The following is a 15,002-nucleotide window of genomic DNA, read 5'->3' on the forward strand; positions in this document are numbered from 1 at the left end:
GCTGTGACCATCATCCCACGTGAGAGGCTGATCGCAGCGCCTGCCGCGGTGTCTCCTGAAGCGGTTGCACGAGAGGCCGGTGCCCGGCTGGAGGCAGCATTGCAGACCCCTGACCTGTCCCGCGGTGGTCGCCTGGCCGCCAACGGCGCCGTCTCCACAGCCCTGTCGCTGTGCAGTGACCGCAGACTGCGTGAGCTCGTGGACGCGGGCACACCGATCGGTTCCGGTATCGGCGGGCAGACGGTCCTGCTGGACGTCGAGGGAACCTCGGTCTTCGTCAAGCAGGTGCGCCTGACCGACCTCGAGCTCCGGCCGGAGAACGTCCGCTCGACAGCGAATCTGTTCGAGCTCCCGGTCTTCTGCCACTACGGCGTCGGCACCATCGGTGGCCCAGGGTTCGGAGCCTGGCGGGAGCTGGCCGTGCACGCCATGACGACGAGCTGGGTGATCGCGGGAGACTACGAGGGTTTCCCCCTGATGTACCACTGGCGGGTGCTGCCGGACTCCGGCCGGCCGCTTCCCGAGGAGCTGGCCGACGTGGAGCGGGCTGTCGCCTACTGGGGAGGCGGACCGGAGATTCGCCGCCGCATCGAGGCTCTGCAGCAGTCCTCGGCGAGCGTCACGCTGTTCCTGGAGTACATCCCGCAGAACCTGCACGACTGGCTGGGCGTCCAGGTAGGGGCCGGTGACGAGGCCGCAGAGCAAGCCTGCATCATGGTGGACGACGAGCTGAGAGCCGGCATCTCGTTCATGAACGCCCGCGGGCTCCTGCATTTCGATGCCCACTTCGAGAACATCCTGACGGACGGCAGGCGGCTCTTCTTCGCCGACTACGGTCTCGCGATCTCCTCCCGCTTCGAGCTCACGCCCGGCGAGAGCGGTTTCTTCGACGAACATCGCGGCTACGACCGGTACTACGCGGTCACGCACCTGGTGAACTGGCTGGCCGTCGCCCTGTATGGGTACAGCCCGGACGAGCGCAAGGCGTTCGTGCGCTCGTGCGCCCAGGGGGTGCCCCCGGTCGGAGCTCCAGCGGCGGTCGCGGCGGCTCTCCTCCGCCACGCGCCGGTTGCCGCGGTGGTCGGGGACTTCTATCGCCGGTTCCAGCGGGAGAGCCGGGAGACGTCCTACCCGCTGGAGGCGATCCGTCGGATCGGCCAGGATCGGACAGGAGAAATTCACCCGTAGGTGGGGGTGGCGTCGGGTCCGCGTCGACCGGGCGGGTGAAGATTTCCCCCGGTATTCCCAACCGAGAGGGAGATCAGCGTGTCCGAGAACCTGCCTGAGAAGGTGTCCGAGAAGAACAGCATCGTGACCAGCCTGGTCAGGATGCTCGTCGTCCTGACCGCCATGGTCGGCTTCGTCGCCGGCGGTGTCGCCGTCGCGCCCGCGTCCGAGGCGAACGTCTATGACTCCTGCACGCACAGCGGCTGCGCGGAGGCGTACTCCTCGAACTCGATCTGGAGCTCCAAGGGCTACCCGAGCACGCGCGGCTGGGTCAGCTGGCCGAACGGCCAGTGCAACTTCGCGGGTGGCACGCACTACAACAGGGAGGGCCAGCTCCCGGCCGGCCACTCCTACCTCGAGTTCGACGTCACGCCGCGTGCCTGCGGCGCGGCGCGGCAGTCCTACCGGCTCGTCCTGGACCGCACCGCCGGCGTCGTCTACTTCTCGCCCAACCACTACGGCGACTTCTACCGGATGTGACAAGGCCCGTGCGCTGCGTCCGGCCCTGCCAGGGGCTGGACGCAGCGCTCGGGTACGGCTCTGAGCGGGACGGATAGCCTCGGACCATGACTCGTGACCTCCCCGTGCTCGTCGTCGACGGAACGCGGTTCGACGACCTCGACGGCTTCGCCCGCGAGTTCTCCCGGCTGCTGAGCGGGTACACCTGGCGAGGAAACCTCGATGCCCTCAACGACGTCCTCCGCGGGGGGTACGGGACGCCCACGGACGGCTGGGTACTGAGGTGGGTCGGCTCGGAGACGTCCCGGGCGGCGCTCGGCCACCCCGAGACGGCCCGGCGGCTCGAGCGGCTCCTGCCCAGCGTCGATCCGTCGAACCGCGCGGCCGTCACCGCGAGGCTCGATGCAGCGCGCCGCGGCGAGGGACCGACGTTGTTCGACGAGATCGTCGCCATCATCCGCGACCACGGGCCGGGCGGCCGGGAGTCGGCGGACGGGATCGAGCTCGAGCTGAGCTGAGCTGAGCCGGGAGGTGGGTGACCGGCCCAGGTCCGGTTCGCGTCGGAGTGCTACTGCCGGACGCCGGTTCGCGCGGCCTGCTCGACCCGGGCGACCAGGCGGCTGTTGTGGGCGGCGTGCGCGAATCCCGGGGTGCGGTGGGTGTTCTCCGCGATGTCGCGCGCGAGGCTCGCGTACACCTCGCCCACGTTGATGGCGGCACCGGCCCAGATCTCGGCCGCGGCCGGTCCGGTTCCCGTGGCGACAGGGAGGTCGGGTTCCTCGAAGTCCGCGCTCGAGGTCAGCGCGAGGTCGCCGACCTGGACACCGGCGGGGTGGTTGCCGGTCAGCCTGAGCCAGCCGTCGGCGCCACGGACCTCGAGGCTGAACCGGGCGTCGGGCACGGGCACACCGGCCAGGACCTGCACTCCCACCGGGGCACCGGAGGCGGTCTTGACGATCGCGTCGAGGTGGTCCGGCACCTCGCGGGTGGTGGTCGTGCCGGTGTCGGCCAGCTTGACCTCCGGCCAGAGCAGTTCCGTGCGCGCGTCGATCTCGGTGATGTCACCGAGGATCGTCTCGACGACGTCCAGGACATGGCCCACGGCGATCGTCATGAAGCTCGCTCCGGCGGCCGCCTTGTCGAAGTACTCGTAGGCGCTCACCGACTCCGGGCCGTTCCCGAAGGTCGTCGCGGTGACGCGCGCCGACAGCAGCCGCCCGAGCCGGCCCTGGGCGACGACCTCGGCCGCACGGCGTACTGACGGGTTGAGGCTGCCCTGCAGCCCGATCGCCGTGTGCAGGGAGCCGGCCGCCGCGGCCATCTCCTCGGTCTGGGCGACGCTCGCGCCCAGCGGGGACTCCGAGTACACGGCCTTGCCCGCCGCGAGGGCAGCGAGCACGAGCTCGCGGTGTGCCGGGACCTTGACGGCGACGGTGACGAGATCGATCGACGGGTCGCTGATCAGCTCGTACGGGTCGGCGTACCAGCGCTCGGCGCCGAACAGCGCGGCAGCCTCTCGTGCGCTCTCCTCACGCCGGGTCGCCACCGCCGCGAGCACGAGCTGCGGCTGGGCCGCCAGCGCGGGTACGTGCGATGCCCCGGCCCAGCTCGCCTTCGTATCCGCGCCGATGATCCCGACACGAATCACACTGCTTGCCATGATCTGCTGCTCCATTCGGTCTGCTGCTCTGTCTGTTGCTCGGCCCGGCGCGGTTGCGGCACGGTCGTCTCGTGCGGTGCGGCTTGTCGCCGGGGCGCCTCTCACCGGTCGATGGCGGCCATGCCGCCCCGGTCATGGCGGTCGCCGGACGCGGGTGCCAGGTTGTTCAGCCGGCCGATCTGGTCCGGGGTGAGCCGGATCCTGTCGGCGGCGATGTTCTCCTCGAGCCGTTCGATGTGTCGGGTGCCGGGGATGGGGTTGATGTCCTCGCCCTGGGCCAGGAGCCAGGCCAGGGCGATCTGGGCGGGGGTGGCTCCGGCCTCGGCCGCCACGGCCCGGACCTCGTCCACGATGCGCAGGTTGCGTTCGAGGTTGCCGCCGGTGAAGCGCGGGTTGGTGCGACGCCAGTCGTCGGCGTCCAGACCGTCCAGAGAGCGGATGTTCCCGGTCAGGAAGCCGTGGCCCAGCGGGGAGTAGGCCACCAGGCCGATCCCCAGCTCGCGCAGTACCGGAAGCACCTCGGCCTCGGGGTCCCGCGTCCAGAGCGAGTACTCGCTCTGGACCGCGGCCACCGGGTGGACCGCGTGCGCGCGGCGGATGGTCGCCGGGCCCGCCTCGGACAGGCCGATGTAGCGGACCTTGCCCTGAGTGACCAGATCGGCCAGGGCGCCGACGGTGTCCTCGATCGGGGTGCCCGGGTCGACCCTGTGCTGGTAGTACAGGTCGATGTGGTCGGTGCCCAGGCGCCGCAACGACCCCTCGACCGCGAGGCGGATGTTCGCCGGGCTGCTGTCTGCGTCGGGCCGGCCCGTGTGGGACACCAGGCCGAACTTGGTAGCGAGTACCACCTGGTCCCGTCGCCCTCTGACCGCCCGGCCGAGCAGGGCCTCGTTGGCGTAGCCCCCGTACACCTCCGCGGTATCGAGGTGCGTGACACCGAGGTCCAGAGCGCGCCGGATGGTGCGGACGGAGTCCTCCTCGGACTCCCCCTTACCCGTGTAGAAGTCGGACATCCCCATGACTCCGAGACCGATACGCGAGACGTCGAGCCCGCCGAGTGAGGTGGTCTGCATCGAATTCCCTCTCCTGGATCGGTTCGCCAGGCCCGCATCCGCTGCACACACGGACCGAACTTGACGCATCAATATCAACTTGATGCGTCAAGTTCTATCCTCTTGAACTTGATGTGTCAACAACTGTCGCCGTAGGCTGGCCGCGTGGCGAAGACAGCGGATCCTCAGCAGCATGGTCGGGGGGACGGGCACAGCAGCCCGGCATCCCGTGCATCAACACCACCAGCCGCAAAAAGGGCTGGCGCCACAAAGCCCGGCACGGACACGCGCCCCGGTACGGACGCGCCCGTTGGAGCAGACGCCGAACCTCGATGGCTGAACCACGACGAACTAGCGGCGTGGGTGGCCAACTCCGCGATCATGATCAGCTTGCCTGCCGCCCTGGACGCGCGGATGCAGCGCGAGTCCCAGATGACCTTCTTCGAGTACATGGTGCTGTCGGTCCTCTCCGAGGAGCCGGACCGGACCATGCGGATGAGCGCGCTGGCCGCGCGCACGTCGGCGTCGCTGTCACGGTTGTCGCACGTCGTCGGGCGACTGGAGAATCGCGGACTGCTCACACGATCACGCATTCCCGGAGCAGGCAGACGCACCAACACGACGCTGACCGACGCCGGATACGACGTCGTCGTGGCGGCGGCACCTGGGCATGTCGCAGCGGTCCGCGAGTACCTGATCGACGAGCTCGAACCTCACGAGCTGAAGACCTTGCGGCGGATCGGCACGGCAGTCGAAGCGGCCATCAACCGTGGAAGGCCCGGCTCAGCGCCTGCGCTGCCGACTCTCCCTGAGGCAACCGCGCCGTAGCCGCCCCGCGCCGCACCGGCCAGCGCGTGACCCGAGGACTACGGCGACCAGCGCGACCGGGTCGCCAGCGACCGACCCAGGCCGCTCGTCCCTCCCGCGCTGCGGCGCCGTCCTTCGAGATGGACGCGCATGGATGGCGGTAATGCGTACACGTGTGAGGATGATGACGCGGTCGGCGCGCGTCGACCGGATCGGAGGCGGGTGATGCAGCGACCGCATCAGGTGGTGGTCCTCGTACTCGACGGGGCGCTCCCGCTGGACGTCGGGATCCCGACGGAGGTGTTCCATCCGGAGTCGGGGTTCCCCTACGAGGTGTCGGTCTGCGGGGTCACCGCCGGAACGGTGCCGTCCCACGGGGGCTTCGGCTACGCCGTCCCGCGGGGCCTGGACGCACTGGGCGACGCGGACACGATCGTCGTCCCGGGGTACGCTCCGGCGGGTCGGCCGATACCGGCGGAGGCACGCGAAGCGCTCCGGAGCGCCGCATCCCGCGGGGTGCGCATCGCGTCCATCTGCTACGGCGCATTCGCCCTCGCGGACGCCGGCCTGCTCGACGGCCTGCGGGCGACGACGCACTGGGACGCGGCGGAGAAGCTCGCGGACCGGCATCCGCAGATCACGGTCGAGCCGAACGTGCTCTTCGTCGACGAGGGATCCATCCTCACCTCGGCGGGGGCCGCCGCCGGTCTCGACCTGTGCCTGCACATCGTTCGGCGCGACATCGGCGTGAGCGCGGCGAACGAGATCGCACGAGGACTCGTCACCGCGCCCTACCGGACCGGGGGTCAGGCCCAGTACCTCCCGAGGACCAGCTCGGCAGCCCACGGCGAGACCCTTGCCGCGACGCGCGAATGGGCCATGGCGCGGCTCGACCAGCAGCTCACGATCGCCGGGCTCGCCGCCCACGCGCGGATGTCGCCCCGCACGTTCCTGCGCCGCTTCACCGAAGAGACCGGCCGCACCCCGCTGCAGTGGATCCTCCGGGCGCGGGTCGACACCGCCCGTGAACTCCTGGAGAGCACGCGGCTGTCGGTCGACCGCATCGCGGAACAGGTCGGCCTGGGCACCGGGTCGAACCTCCGACTGCATTTCCGCCGGCTCCTGGATGTATCCCCCTCGGAGTACCGCGCCACGTTCTCCGGGCGAGGCTGACCACCGTGATCATCGCGCGAGTGCCTGGCGCGCTGCGCTAGGAGATGCGAGGGGGAAGTGCGACGGCTTCGCCCGCCACATCGATCGCGACCTTGCCGCGGAGCACATACGACCGCCGGTTCTCCAGGAGCTCGTGAGCCTCGCCCATTCGAGCGAGCGGAAGGGTCGCGCCGATGACCGGCTTCACGAGACCGCGCTCGACGAGCGTGGTGAGCGCGTCCAGCTTGCCTCGGTTCTGGCGGGTGAAGACGAAGTGGTAGGCGGCGTTCCTGCCCCATGCCTCGATGAGGTTCTGCGGCTGCGCGATGTCGACGACGCTGACCACGCGCCCGAAGTCGGCGAGCGCCAGCGGGCTCCTTGCGAGCGTGTCGCCACCGATCGCGTCCAGGACGACGTCGGCCCCCTTTCCTCGCGTCATCTCGGCCACGGCGTCGACGTAGTCCGTCGAGGTGTAGTCGATCGCCGCATCCGCTCCGAGAGAGCGTACGAACTCATGGTCGCCGGCTCTCGCGGTGGTGATCACTCGTGCGCCGATCGCCTTCGCGACCTGGATCGCGATCGTGCCGACACCGCCCGTGCCGCCATGGATGAGGATCGTCTCCCCGACGGCGAGCTGAGCTCGCGTCACCAGGGCCTCCCAGACCGTTCCGCCGACGAGAGTCAGGCTCGCCGCCTCCAGGTGGCTGAGGTTCTCCGGCTTCCGGCCGACGAGGTCGACGTCGGCGACGTGCTGCTCGGCGTAGGAGCCTGGACCGCCGAAGATCCGGGGCGTGTAGTACACCGCATCGCCGACGCGGAACTCGGCCACGTGGGATCCGATCTCCTCGATCACGCCGGAGATGTCGTGCCCGGTGATCGCCGGGAGCGGCACATGGTCCGCGTAGTCTCCCCGACGGATCTGATAGTCGAGCGGGTTGACGGCGGTCGCATGGACGCGCACCCGTACCTGGCGGGGCCCGACGCGCGGAACGGAGACGTCGCGCAGCTCGAAAGCATCGGCCCCTCCGAAACGGGCGAGCACGACGGCCTTCATCAGATCAGTCATAGGAGTGTTCCTCATCGTGGTTCTGGGTGCGCAACACGCCGGACCGGCGGTGCTCCCTCAGTGTCGTGCGCGCGATCCACGCGATCCAGTGGCGACAATGCCAGTATTCGCGAGGATAGTGACACGCCGGTGGCACGGCGCTCGGACACGCCCCTTCCGCGGATGGTGAAGTACCGGCCGACCTGTTCCGGCACAGGGGTTCACTCAGGGAATCCGAACCCGGTAGACGCTCGGCGAGCTTGCCGCAGGAGCAACCTTCTACCTGGAACGTCGTTCGATGAGCGCTTCGATCCCGTCAAGTATGCGGTCGAGCCCGAAGAGAAAGATCTTCTCCGCGGCATCAGGACTGCCGGTCCCGGGGGTGAGGATGTGCTCGTCGACGATGACGCGGAGCGCCGGGAATCGTTCGGCCTCGACCACGGCGTCCATGGTGCGGGCGTAGACGTCGTCCTGGTCCTCGTTCGACCGACCCGCCGCCGCTCGGCCTTGTGCAAGCTGGGTGCTCGTCGTCGCCTCGGTACGGGCGTGCCCGTTGAGGAGCACGATCACCGACAGCCGCTCTTGGTGGGTCAGCGGCGTGTGCGCGAGGATCCGGAGGGCGTAGTCCATCCAGGCGATGTTTCGCGGCATCGCGGGAAGCTGGGACACCGGAACCTCGGTGAGCCAGGGATGCCGGCGGAAAGAGCCTGAGGCGCCGTTCGCCCACACCGTGAGGTTGGTACGCCAGTCGCCGTCGAGCGGGTCAGGTATCTCCGGGTCCCCGAGAGCGGCGTCTGCCATGAGCTGCACGAGCTCGTCCTTGGAGCGCACGTACCGGTACAACGACATCGGGCTGACCCCGAGGTCTGACGCGACCCGGTTCATCGACAGTGTTGCCAGCCCTTCGGTGTCGGCAACGACGATCGCGGCCGCGGTGATCCGGTCCAGGTCGAGGCGGGGCTTGCGGCCCCGACGCGGCCCTCCGTCGGCGCCCCATGCCAGCGCTACCTCGCGCGGCAGCTCGAAGCTGCTTTCCATCGCCCCACCTTCCCTCTTGACACGCCCACGCTACCAAAAGAATATAGGCGTACCGCATACGCATAAGGAGACAGCGTGTCCATCATCTCCATCCGAGGCCTGACGAAGGCCTATGGCAAGAACCAGGTACTCGCCGGTATCGACCTCGACGTCGAGCCCGGGACCGTCCTTGCGCTGCTGGGACCGAACGGCGCGGGCAAGACGACGGTGGTCAGCATCCTGTCCACCCTGGTCCGGGCCGACGGCGGCACGGTGGTCGTCGACGGCCATGACGTCGGGAGCGAGGCGGACGGCGTACGGGGTGCGATCAGTCTCACCGGCCAGTTCGCCGCCGTCGACGAGATGCTCACCGGGCGCGAGAACCTCGTGCTGATGGCCCGGCTGAACCACCTGCCTCGCGCCACCATCGCCACCCGGGTCGACGAGCTGCTGCGTCGCTTCGACCTCAGGGACGCACAGTCGCGCCTCGTGAAGACCTACTCGGGGGGTATGCGACGCCGCCTCGACATCGCCGCGAGCCTGCTGTCCACCCCGCGCGTGCTGTTCCTCGACGAGCCGACCACCGGTCTCGACCCGCGCAGCCGCAACGAGGTCTGGGCGCTGGTGCGCGAGCTCGCCGTCGACGGCGTCACGGTGCTGCTCACCACGCAGTACCTGGAGGAGGCGGACCAGCTCGCCGACCGTATAGCGGTACTCGACCACGGCCGCATCATCGCCGAGGGGACACCCGACGAACTCAAGCGCCGGGTCGGAGCCGACCGGGTGGTCATCACGCTCGCCGACCACACGACCGAGAGCCTCGAGGCCGACGGCACCCTGGACGGGCTCGTCCGCGTGCTCGGCGACATCGCCGCCAGCGACCGGGACGTGACGAGCGTCGACCTACGCAAGCCCAGCCTTGACGACGTGTTCCTCACCCTCACCGGCCAGCCCGCCGCCACGACAGAGAGCGGGACAGCGAACGAGACGTCCACGTCACCGAGGCACGACCAGAGGGAGGCGGCAGCGTGAGCCGCTCTGCCCGGGTCGCCCGCCACCCGTTGGCGGACTCGATGACGATGACCGGCCGCAGCTTCCGGCACGCACTCAGGAGCGTCGACTCGCTCCTGCTCAGCGTGCTGCTGCCGTTGATGCTGCTCGTCCTGATGACCGTCGCGTTCGGTGGCGCCATGAACACGGGCGACGAGAGCTACATCGACTACGTCACCCCCAGCATCATCCTGCTCTGCGCCGGCTACGGCGCCACCATGACGGCGACCAGCGTCACCAAGGACATGACCGAAGGGATCGTGGACCGGTTCCGCACCATGCGCGTCGTCAGCTCCGCTGTCCTGACCGGACACGTCGTCGTCAGCGTGCTCCGCAACCTTCTGTCCACCGTGATCGTGATCGCCGCCGCGTTCGCGCTCGGCTTCCGCGCTCAAGCCAGCCCTGCAGAGTGGCTGGGCGCGTTCGGCCTCCTGACCCTGTTCATCCTCGCCCTGACCTGGCTCGCGGCCGCCATCGGCCTCTTTGCCCGGAGCGTCGACACGGCATCCGCGCTCGGCTTCTTCATCCTCTTCCTGCCCTATGTCTCCAGTGCCTTCGCCCCCGTCGAGACGATGCCCCGGTGGGTTCAGGGCTTCGCCGAGCACCAGCCCATCACACCCGTCGTCAACACGGTCCGCGGGCTGCTCCTCGACACCCCGGTCGACGACTACTGGTGGACCGCCGTCGCCTGGTGCCTCGCCATCCTCACCGTCTCCGCCGTCGGATCGGCAGTGCTTTGGCGTCAGTCACGCGCGCGATAGGCACTCCCCCAGCCCGGCAACCCGTTCGGCACGACCGAAAGGAAAACCACATGAGGTACAAGCTGCTCGGGCGAACCGGGCTCCGCGTCTCGGAACTCTGCCTCGGGACGATGACCTTCGGGGAGGCATGGGGCTGGGGCACCGACGCCAGGGAGAGCGCCCGCATCCTCGACCGCTTCGCCGAGGCCGGCGGCAACTTCGTGGACACCGCCAACATCTATACAGGCGGCGAGAGCGAGCACATCCTCGGGGACCTCGTCCGCTCGGACCGGGAACGATGGGTACTGGCCACCAAGTACGCCCTCAGCACCGACCCACACGATCCGAACGCCGGTGGCGCCCATCGCAAGTCGCTGGTGCGCGCCCTCGACGCGAGCCTCGAGCGACTCGGCACCGACTACATCGACCTGTACTGGATTCATGCCTGGGACGCCTTCACCCCCGTCGACGAGGTGGTCCGCGCGCTCGACGACCTGGTCACGTCGGGCAAGGTGCGCTACGTCGGGGTCTCCGACACGCCCGCATGGGTGGTGTCGCAGGCCACCACGCTCGCCGACCTGCGCGGCTGGAACCGCTTCGCCGGCCTTCAGGTCCCCTACAGCCTCATCGAACGCACCTGTGAGCGCGACCTCCTACCGATGGCGCACGACCTCGACCTGACGGTGACCACCTGGGGACCGCTGGGCGGCGGCTTCCTCAGCGGTCGCTACGGGACAGACCGGCAGCGACCGACCGACAGCCGCATCGAACAGGACGCGGGCTACAACGCGCGGTCGATCACCGACCGGAACCTCGCGATCGCCGACGCCCTCAACGCGATTGCGGAGAACCGCGAGGTGCCCGCCTCCCAGATCGCTCTCGCCTGGGTCCTCGCGCAGCGCGAGCGCGCCGTACTCGTGCCCGTCATCGGTGCTCGCCGGGCTGATCAGCTGGACACCATGTCAGCGGTCGACATCGTGCTGACGTCGGCAGAGCTCGGTGCCCTGGAGCAGGTCAGCTCCATCCCGCTCGGCTTCCCGCACGACTTCGAGGGGCGCAATCTCGTCTACGGCGACGCTCTCGGCCTCATCGACGACCACCGCCGGACGTCCCTCATCCGTACAGACAGCACCGAGACGGGTGTGCCGGAACCGCCGCAGCATCAGAAGGCCAGTACTGCGACCGTCGTGCCGTAGGCCAGGGCCAGCCCGATGCCTTCGAACCCGACTCTGGCCGGCCCGCGGTTCTGCCGGACCAGGAGCCCGGCCAGGACGATGACGGTCATCAGGATGCTCGCGACGGTGAGGAAGAGCGAGTCCGGTGTCGCCGCGTGGTAGATCGAGCCGCCGGTGTAGAAGGCGTCGCCGATCGCGACGTTGAGCACGTCGAGCGTGTTGCCGCCCAGGATCGCGGCGATCGCGAGTGTCAGCGCCCCGCGTCGGACGGCCGCGATGGCAGTCACGGTCTCGGGCAGGGCGTTGACGGCGCCCATGAGAACCGCTCCGACGAAGCCTTCGCTCAGGGCGGTCTCGAGCACGATCTGCTCGGCGGCCCAGGCGATGGCGGCGCCGCCTGTTCCGACGACGAGGCCGACCGCTGCGAACTCGGTCCACAGGCCACGCAGCCGTCGGCCGGGGGCGGTGTTCTCGTCCGCGGTGTCCTGGCGGGTCTGTTCGGTCCTGACCGCGCGCCACATCGGCCGGGCTGCTGAGCGGCGAATCAGAAGTAGTCCTGCGCCGTAGACGACGACGAGCGCCAGGGTGGTCGGATGGAGGGGGCCGAGCATGAGCTCGGGGGTGAAGCTGCCCATGAGGGTGATGGCGAGCATGGCCAGGAGCAGGCAGCCGAAGAGCATGTTCGGCAGGGAAGCGGCGGCGTGCTCGAGGTTGGACCCGCGGTAGAAGAGGTCCGCGACGGCGATCGCGAACGTCTGCGCGGCGACGCCGCCGACGGCGTTGGAGTAGGCGAGCTCCGGATAGCCGTCGGCGGCGGACACTGCGGTCATGACGATGCCGCTGAGCGAGGTGAAGACCCCGAAGAACACCGCGCCGAAGATCGCCTCGCCCCACCCGGTGCGGTCTGCCAGCACATCGCCCAGCCCGGCCAGCCGGATGCTGCCCAGCACCGTGATCAGGGCAGCACCGGCGAAGACGAGGATCGCGAGCAGCAGCAGCGGCGTCATCCGGTCCTTCCTGGCCGGCTGCCCCTCAGGCGGCCGCGATCGTGCGCGGGAAGATGCGGGCGAGCACGTCCGCCAGGGTGACCACACCGCGCCCGTCCTGGGTGGATACGACGGCGAGGTGGTTGCGGGTCTCGCGCATCGACGCCAGCGCCGTGTGCAGTGGCGTGGCCGGATCCAGGGTGTACGCCGGGCGTGCCAGCTCGGTGACGGGCCGGTCGCCCGGTTCCAGGAGCACGTCGCGCACGTGCACGACACGGGTCGGGTTGCCGTCACTGTCCAGGACCAGGATGCGCAGGTGTCCGGACCGGTCCGCGGCGGCACGCACGTCGGCGGCCGTGGCCGTGCTCGGGACCGCGACGAGCGGGGCGTGGCCCGCCACGAGGTCCGCGACCGTGAGGCGGCGCAGATCAAGGGCACCGGCGAGCTGATCGGAGTACACGGCATCCAGCGCGCCCACGTTGGCCGAGTGCTCCACCAGGTGACGCAGGTCGTCCGGGCTGCGCCCCGAGGCAACCTGCCCGGTGGGCTCAACACCCACCCGCCGCAGGCACCAGTTCGCCGCCTCGTTCAGCGCGATCAGCGCGGGCCGGGTCAGCCACATGAACGCGCGCATCGGCAGTGCCAGCAACGTCGCCGATGTCTCCGGGTGGGCGATCGCCCACGACTTCGGCGCCATCTCCCCGACCACCAGGTGCAGGAACGTGACGATGATCAGCGCCAGCACGAACCCGGCGACGTCGGCCACCCAGTACGGCGCGCCCCACATCTCCACGACGGGCGTGATCCAGTGGTGTACCGCCGGCTTGGTGATCGCGCCGAGCGCAAGGGTCGCGACGGTGATGCCGAGCTGGGAACCCGCCAGAAGCACGGTCAGCTCGTTCGAGGACCGCAGCGCGGCGCGCGCCGACCGGCTGGACGCGGCGGCGTCCTCCAGGCGGTGCCGCTTGGCGGCCAGCAGCGCGAACTCGATCGCCACGAAGAATGCGCTCGCGGCGATGATCAGGACCGTGGTGACAGCCACGATGACAGGGTCGTTCATCGGGTTGCCTCCTCGGCCTTGGTGGTGGCTTCCTGGGCCACGCCGCGCGGGCGTTCCTGCACCGTGACGCGCACCTGCGCGGGCACGTGCCGGGTGACTTCCAGGACCTCGACGTGGAGCACGCGGTCGGGTGGCGGCTCGTTGGTGGCCAGGTCGGCCGGGTCGTCGGGCAGGTCGATGTCGACCGACTCGCCCACGGTGAGCAGCGAGCCGTGCGTCGCGACGGCAAGGCCCGCGATCGTCTCGTGCTCGGTCTCGGGCAGGTCGTATCCGACGGCACGCTCGATCTCGTCCAGGTGCACGTCGCCGGCCATGGTCCAGATGCCGTCGTCGTCGGAGGTCAGCAGCGGCTGCTCGGGCTCGTCGTGCTCGTCGGTGATCTCACCGACCAGCTCCTCGGCCAGGTCCTCCAACGTGAGCACCCCGGCGAAGCCGCCGTACTCGTCCACGACGCACGCCATCTCGTTCCGGCTGGTCGCCAGCTCGCGCAGCGCGTCGGGCAGGGCCATGGCGGTCGGCAGGACCAGCGGCGGGCGGGCGACGGCGGTGACCGGGGCGTCATCGGGCACGTCACCGGAGAGCAGGTCGGTCAGGTGCACGACGCCGACCGCGTCATCGTGCGTCACGACCGGATACCTGGAGTGGCTGCGCGCCATAAGTGCCTTGACCTCGCCCACCGTCGCTTCCGGCTCGACGGTGTCCACGCGGGCGCGCGGGATCATGGCGTGCTCGACGTCCTGGCGCGGGAAGTCGAGGATGCGGTCGAGCAGGTTGGACAGGTCCGGCGGCAGGTCGCCGCTCTCGCGGGAGTCAGCCACGATGTGCTCCAGGTCGCGAGCAGTCGCGGAGTGCTCCACGTCGTGCACCGGCTCGATCCGCAGCAACCGCAGCAGGGCGTTCGACGCGGCGTCGAACACGCGGATCAGCCAGCCGAAGCTGGTCAGGTACATGGTGGTCGAGCGGGCCAGCCAGAGCGAGACGGCCTCGGGGCGGGCGATCGCGAGGTTCTTCGGGAACAGCTCGCCGAAGAGCATCTGCACCACCGTGGACAGCAGCAGCGCCGCTACCGTGCCGATCGCAACGCCCGTGCCGGTCGGCACACCGACGTCGTTCAGCCCGTCGCCGACGGCCGCGCCGACCAGCGGTTCTGCCACGTAGCCGACCAACAGGCCCGTCACCGTGATTCCCAGCTGCGCGCCGGACAGCATGAAGGAGGTGCGTCGGGTCACGGAGAGGGCGCGGCGGGCGGCGGTGTCGCCGGATTCGGAACGGGCCGCCAGGCGAGAGCGGTCGACCGCCATATAGGCGAACTCCTGCGCCACGAAGTATCCCGTGAGCGCGGTGATGGCCAGGATCACTACAACGCCGAGCAACAAGGAGAGCACCCAGATCATCGAGCGCACCTCCCGAAGAGTCGCGCGCGTGCCTGGGTGTTCGTACTTCGACTGTCGTCCATGGTCCTTCCGCGGGTTGCCAAGCCTCGGGGTCGACCCGGGCTCAGAGTGTCAAAGGCAGCACCCACAAAAGGGCACCGCCGATCCCAACGTACCGGATACACGGTGAGTTCCACCC

Annotated in this window: 15 protein-coding genes; 8 read left to right on the forward strand and 7 right to left on the reverse strand. The window is 69.6% G+C overall.

The features are described from left to right. The first annotated feature begins 3 nt into the window (after window positions 1–3). From ACFS27_RS20120 to ACFS27_RS20130, 3 genes are all read left to right on the forward strand, one after another. Window positions 4–1,188 (forward strand): protein kinase family protein, encoded by a 1,185-nt coding sequence (locus ACFS27_RS20120; RefSeq protein ID WP_377186492.1) that lies wholly within the window; start codon window positions 4–6, stop codon window positions 1,186–1,188. Between the two features lie 78 nt (window positions 1,189–1,266). Beyond that, window positions 1,267–1,707 (forward strand): ribonuclease domain-containing protein, encoded by a 441-nt coding sequence (locus ACFS27_RS20125; protein ID WP_377186495.1) that lies wholly within the window; start codon window positions 1,267–1,269, stop codon window positions 1,705–1,707. Between the two features lie 86 nt (window positions 1,708–1,793). Beyond that, window positions 1,794–2,204, forward strand: coding sequence for a barstar family protein (locus ACFS27_RS20130; protein WP_377186498.1), 411 nt, complete (start codon window positions 1,794–1,796; stop codon window positions 2,202–2,204). 50 nt (window positions 2,205–2,254) lie between these two features. Here ACFS27_RS20130 and ACFS27_RS20135 read toward each other — a convergent pair whose 3' ends face one another. Both ACFS27_RS20135 and ACFS27_RS20140 read right to left on the reverse strand, forming a co-directional pair. Next, complete coding sequence (locus ACFS27_RS20135) at window positions 2,255–3,346, reverse strand: Gfo/Idh/MocA family protein (protein ID WP_377186501.1); 1,092 nt, start codon at window positions 3,344–3,346, stop codon at window positions 2,255–2,257. Window positions 3,347–3,447: 101 nt separating this feature from the next. Next, window positions 3,448–4,419, reverse strand: a complete 972-nt coding sequence (locus ACFS27_RS20140) for an aldo/keto reductase (protein ID WP_377186504.1) — start codon at window positions 4,417–4,419, stop codon at window positions 3,448–3,450. A 360-nt stretch (window positions 4,420–4,779) separates the two neighbouring features. On the opposite strand from ACFS27_RS20140, the gene ACFS27_RS20145 reads away from it, so the two are divergent. Together ACFS27_RS20145 and ACFS27_RS20150 are read left to right on the forward strand one after the other, a co-directional pair. Beyond that, on the forward strand, window positions 4,780–5,226 hold the full coding sequence (locus ACFS27_RS20145) for a MarR family winged helix-turn-helix transcriptional regulator (protein ID WP_377186507.1): 447 nt from the start codon (window positions 4,780–4,782) through the stop codon (window positions 5,224–5,226). 204 nt (window positions 5,227–5,430) lie between these two features. Further along, the gene (locus tag ACFS27_RS20150; RefSeq protein WP_377186509.1) at window positions 5,431–6,378 is read left to right on the forward strand and encodes a GlxA family transcriptional regulator; all 948 of its coding nucleotides are present in this window, start codon (window positions 5,431–5,433) and stop codon (window positions 6,376–6,378) included. A 37-nt stretch (window positions 6,379–6,415) separates the two neighbouring features. On the opposite strand, the gene ACFS27_RS20155 is transcribed toward ACFS27_RS20150, so the two are convergent. Both ACFS27_RS20155 and ACFS27_RS20160 read right to left on the reverse strand, forming a co-directional pair. Beyond that, entirely contained in the window at window positions 6,416–7,423 is a 1,008-nt protein-coding gene (locus ACFS27_RS20155; RefSeq protein WP_377186512.1) for a zinc-dependent alcohol dehydrogenase family protein, read from the reverse strand. Window positions 7,424–7,681: 258 nt separating this feature from the next. After that, entirely contained in the window at window positions 7,682–8,440 is a 759-nt protein-coding gene (locus ACFS27_RS20160; protein ID WP_377186515.1) for a TetR/AcrR family transcriptional regulator, read from the reverse strand. 75 nt (window positions 8,441–8,515) lie between these two features. On the opposite strand from ACFS27_RS20160, the gene ACFS27_RS20165 reads away from it, so the two are divergent. The 3 genes from ACFS27_RS20165 to ACFS27_RS20175 are packed head-to-tail and all read left to right on the forward strand — an operon-like array spanning window position 8,516 to window position 11,405. Further along, window positions 8,516–9,451, forward strand: a complete 936-nt coding sequence (locus ACFS27_RS20165; protein WP_377186518.1) for an ATP-binding cassette domain-containing protein — start codon at window positions 8,516–8,518, stop codon at window positions 9,449–9,451. After that, a complete protein-coding gene (locus ACFS27_RS20170; RefSeq protein ID WP_377186521.1) occupies window positions 9,448–10,230 on the forward strand; it encodes an ABC transporter permease in 783 nt (260 codons plus the stop codon). Before ACFS27_RS20165 ends, ACFS27_RS20170 begins: the two co-directional genes overlap by 4 nt. A 50-nt stretch (window positions 10,231–10,280) precedes the next feature. Continuing rightward, on the forward strand, window positions 10,281–11,405 hold the full coding sequence (locus ACFS27_RS20175; RefSeq protein WP_377186524.1) for an aldo/keto reductase: 1,125 nt from the start codon (window positions 10,281–10,283) through the stop codon (window positions 11,403–11,405). Here the strand turns inward: ACFS27_RS20175 and ACFS27_RS20180 are convergent. The 3 genes from ACFS27_RS20180 to ACFS27_RS20190 are packed head-to-tail and all read right to left on the reverse strand — an operon-like array spanning window position 11,372 to window position 14,824. Next, window positions 11,372–12,391, reverse strand: a complete 1,020-nt coding sequence (locus ACFS27_RS20180) for a sodium:calcium antiporter (protein WP_377186527.1) — start codon at window positions 12,389–12,391, stop codon at window positions 11,372–11,374. The genes ACFS27_RS20175 and ACFS27_RS20180 overlap by 34 nt on opposite strands. Before the next feature lie 25 nt (window positions 12,392–12,416). Next, entirely contained in the window at window positions 12,417–13,430 is a 1,014-nt protein-coding gene (locus ACFS27_RS20185) for a CNNM domain-containing protein (protein ID WP_377186530.1), read from the reverse strand. After that, window positions 13,427–14,824, reverse strand: a complete 1,398-nt coding sequence (locus tag ACFS27_RS20190; protein ID WP_377186533.1) for a hemolysin family protein — start codon at window positions 14,822–14,824, stop codon at window positions 13,427–13,429. Before ACFS27_RS20190 ends, ACFS27_RS20185 begins: the two co-directional genes overlap by 4 nt. Window positions 14,825–15,002 lie beyond the last annotated feature (178 nt).

This window comes from Promicromonospora vindobonensis (assembly GCF_042685865.1).
GTDB classification, from domain to species: Bacteria; Actinomycetota; Actinomycetes; order Actinomycetales; family Cellulomonadaceae; genus Promicromonospora; species Promicromonospora vindobonensis.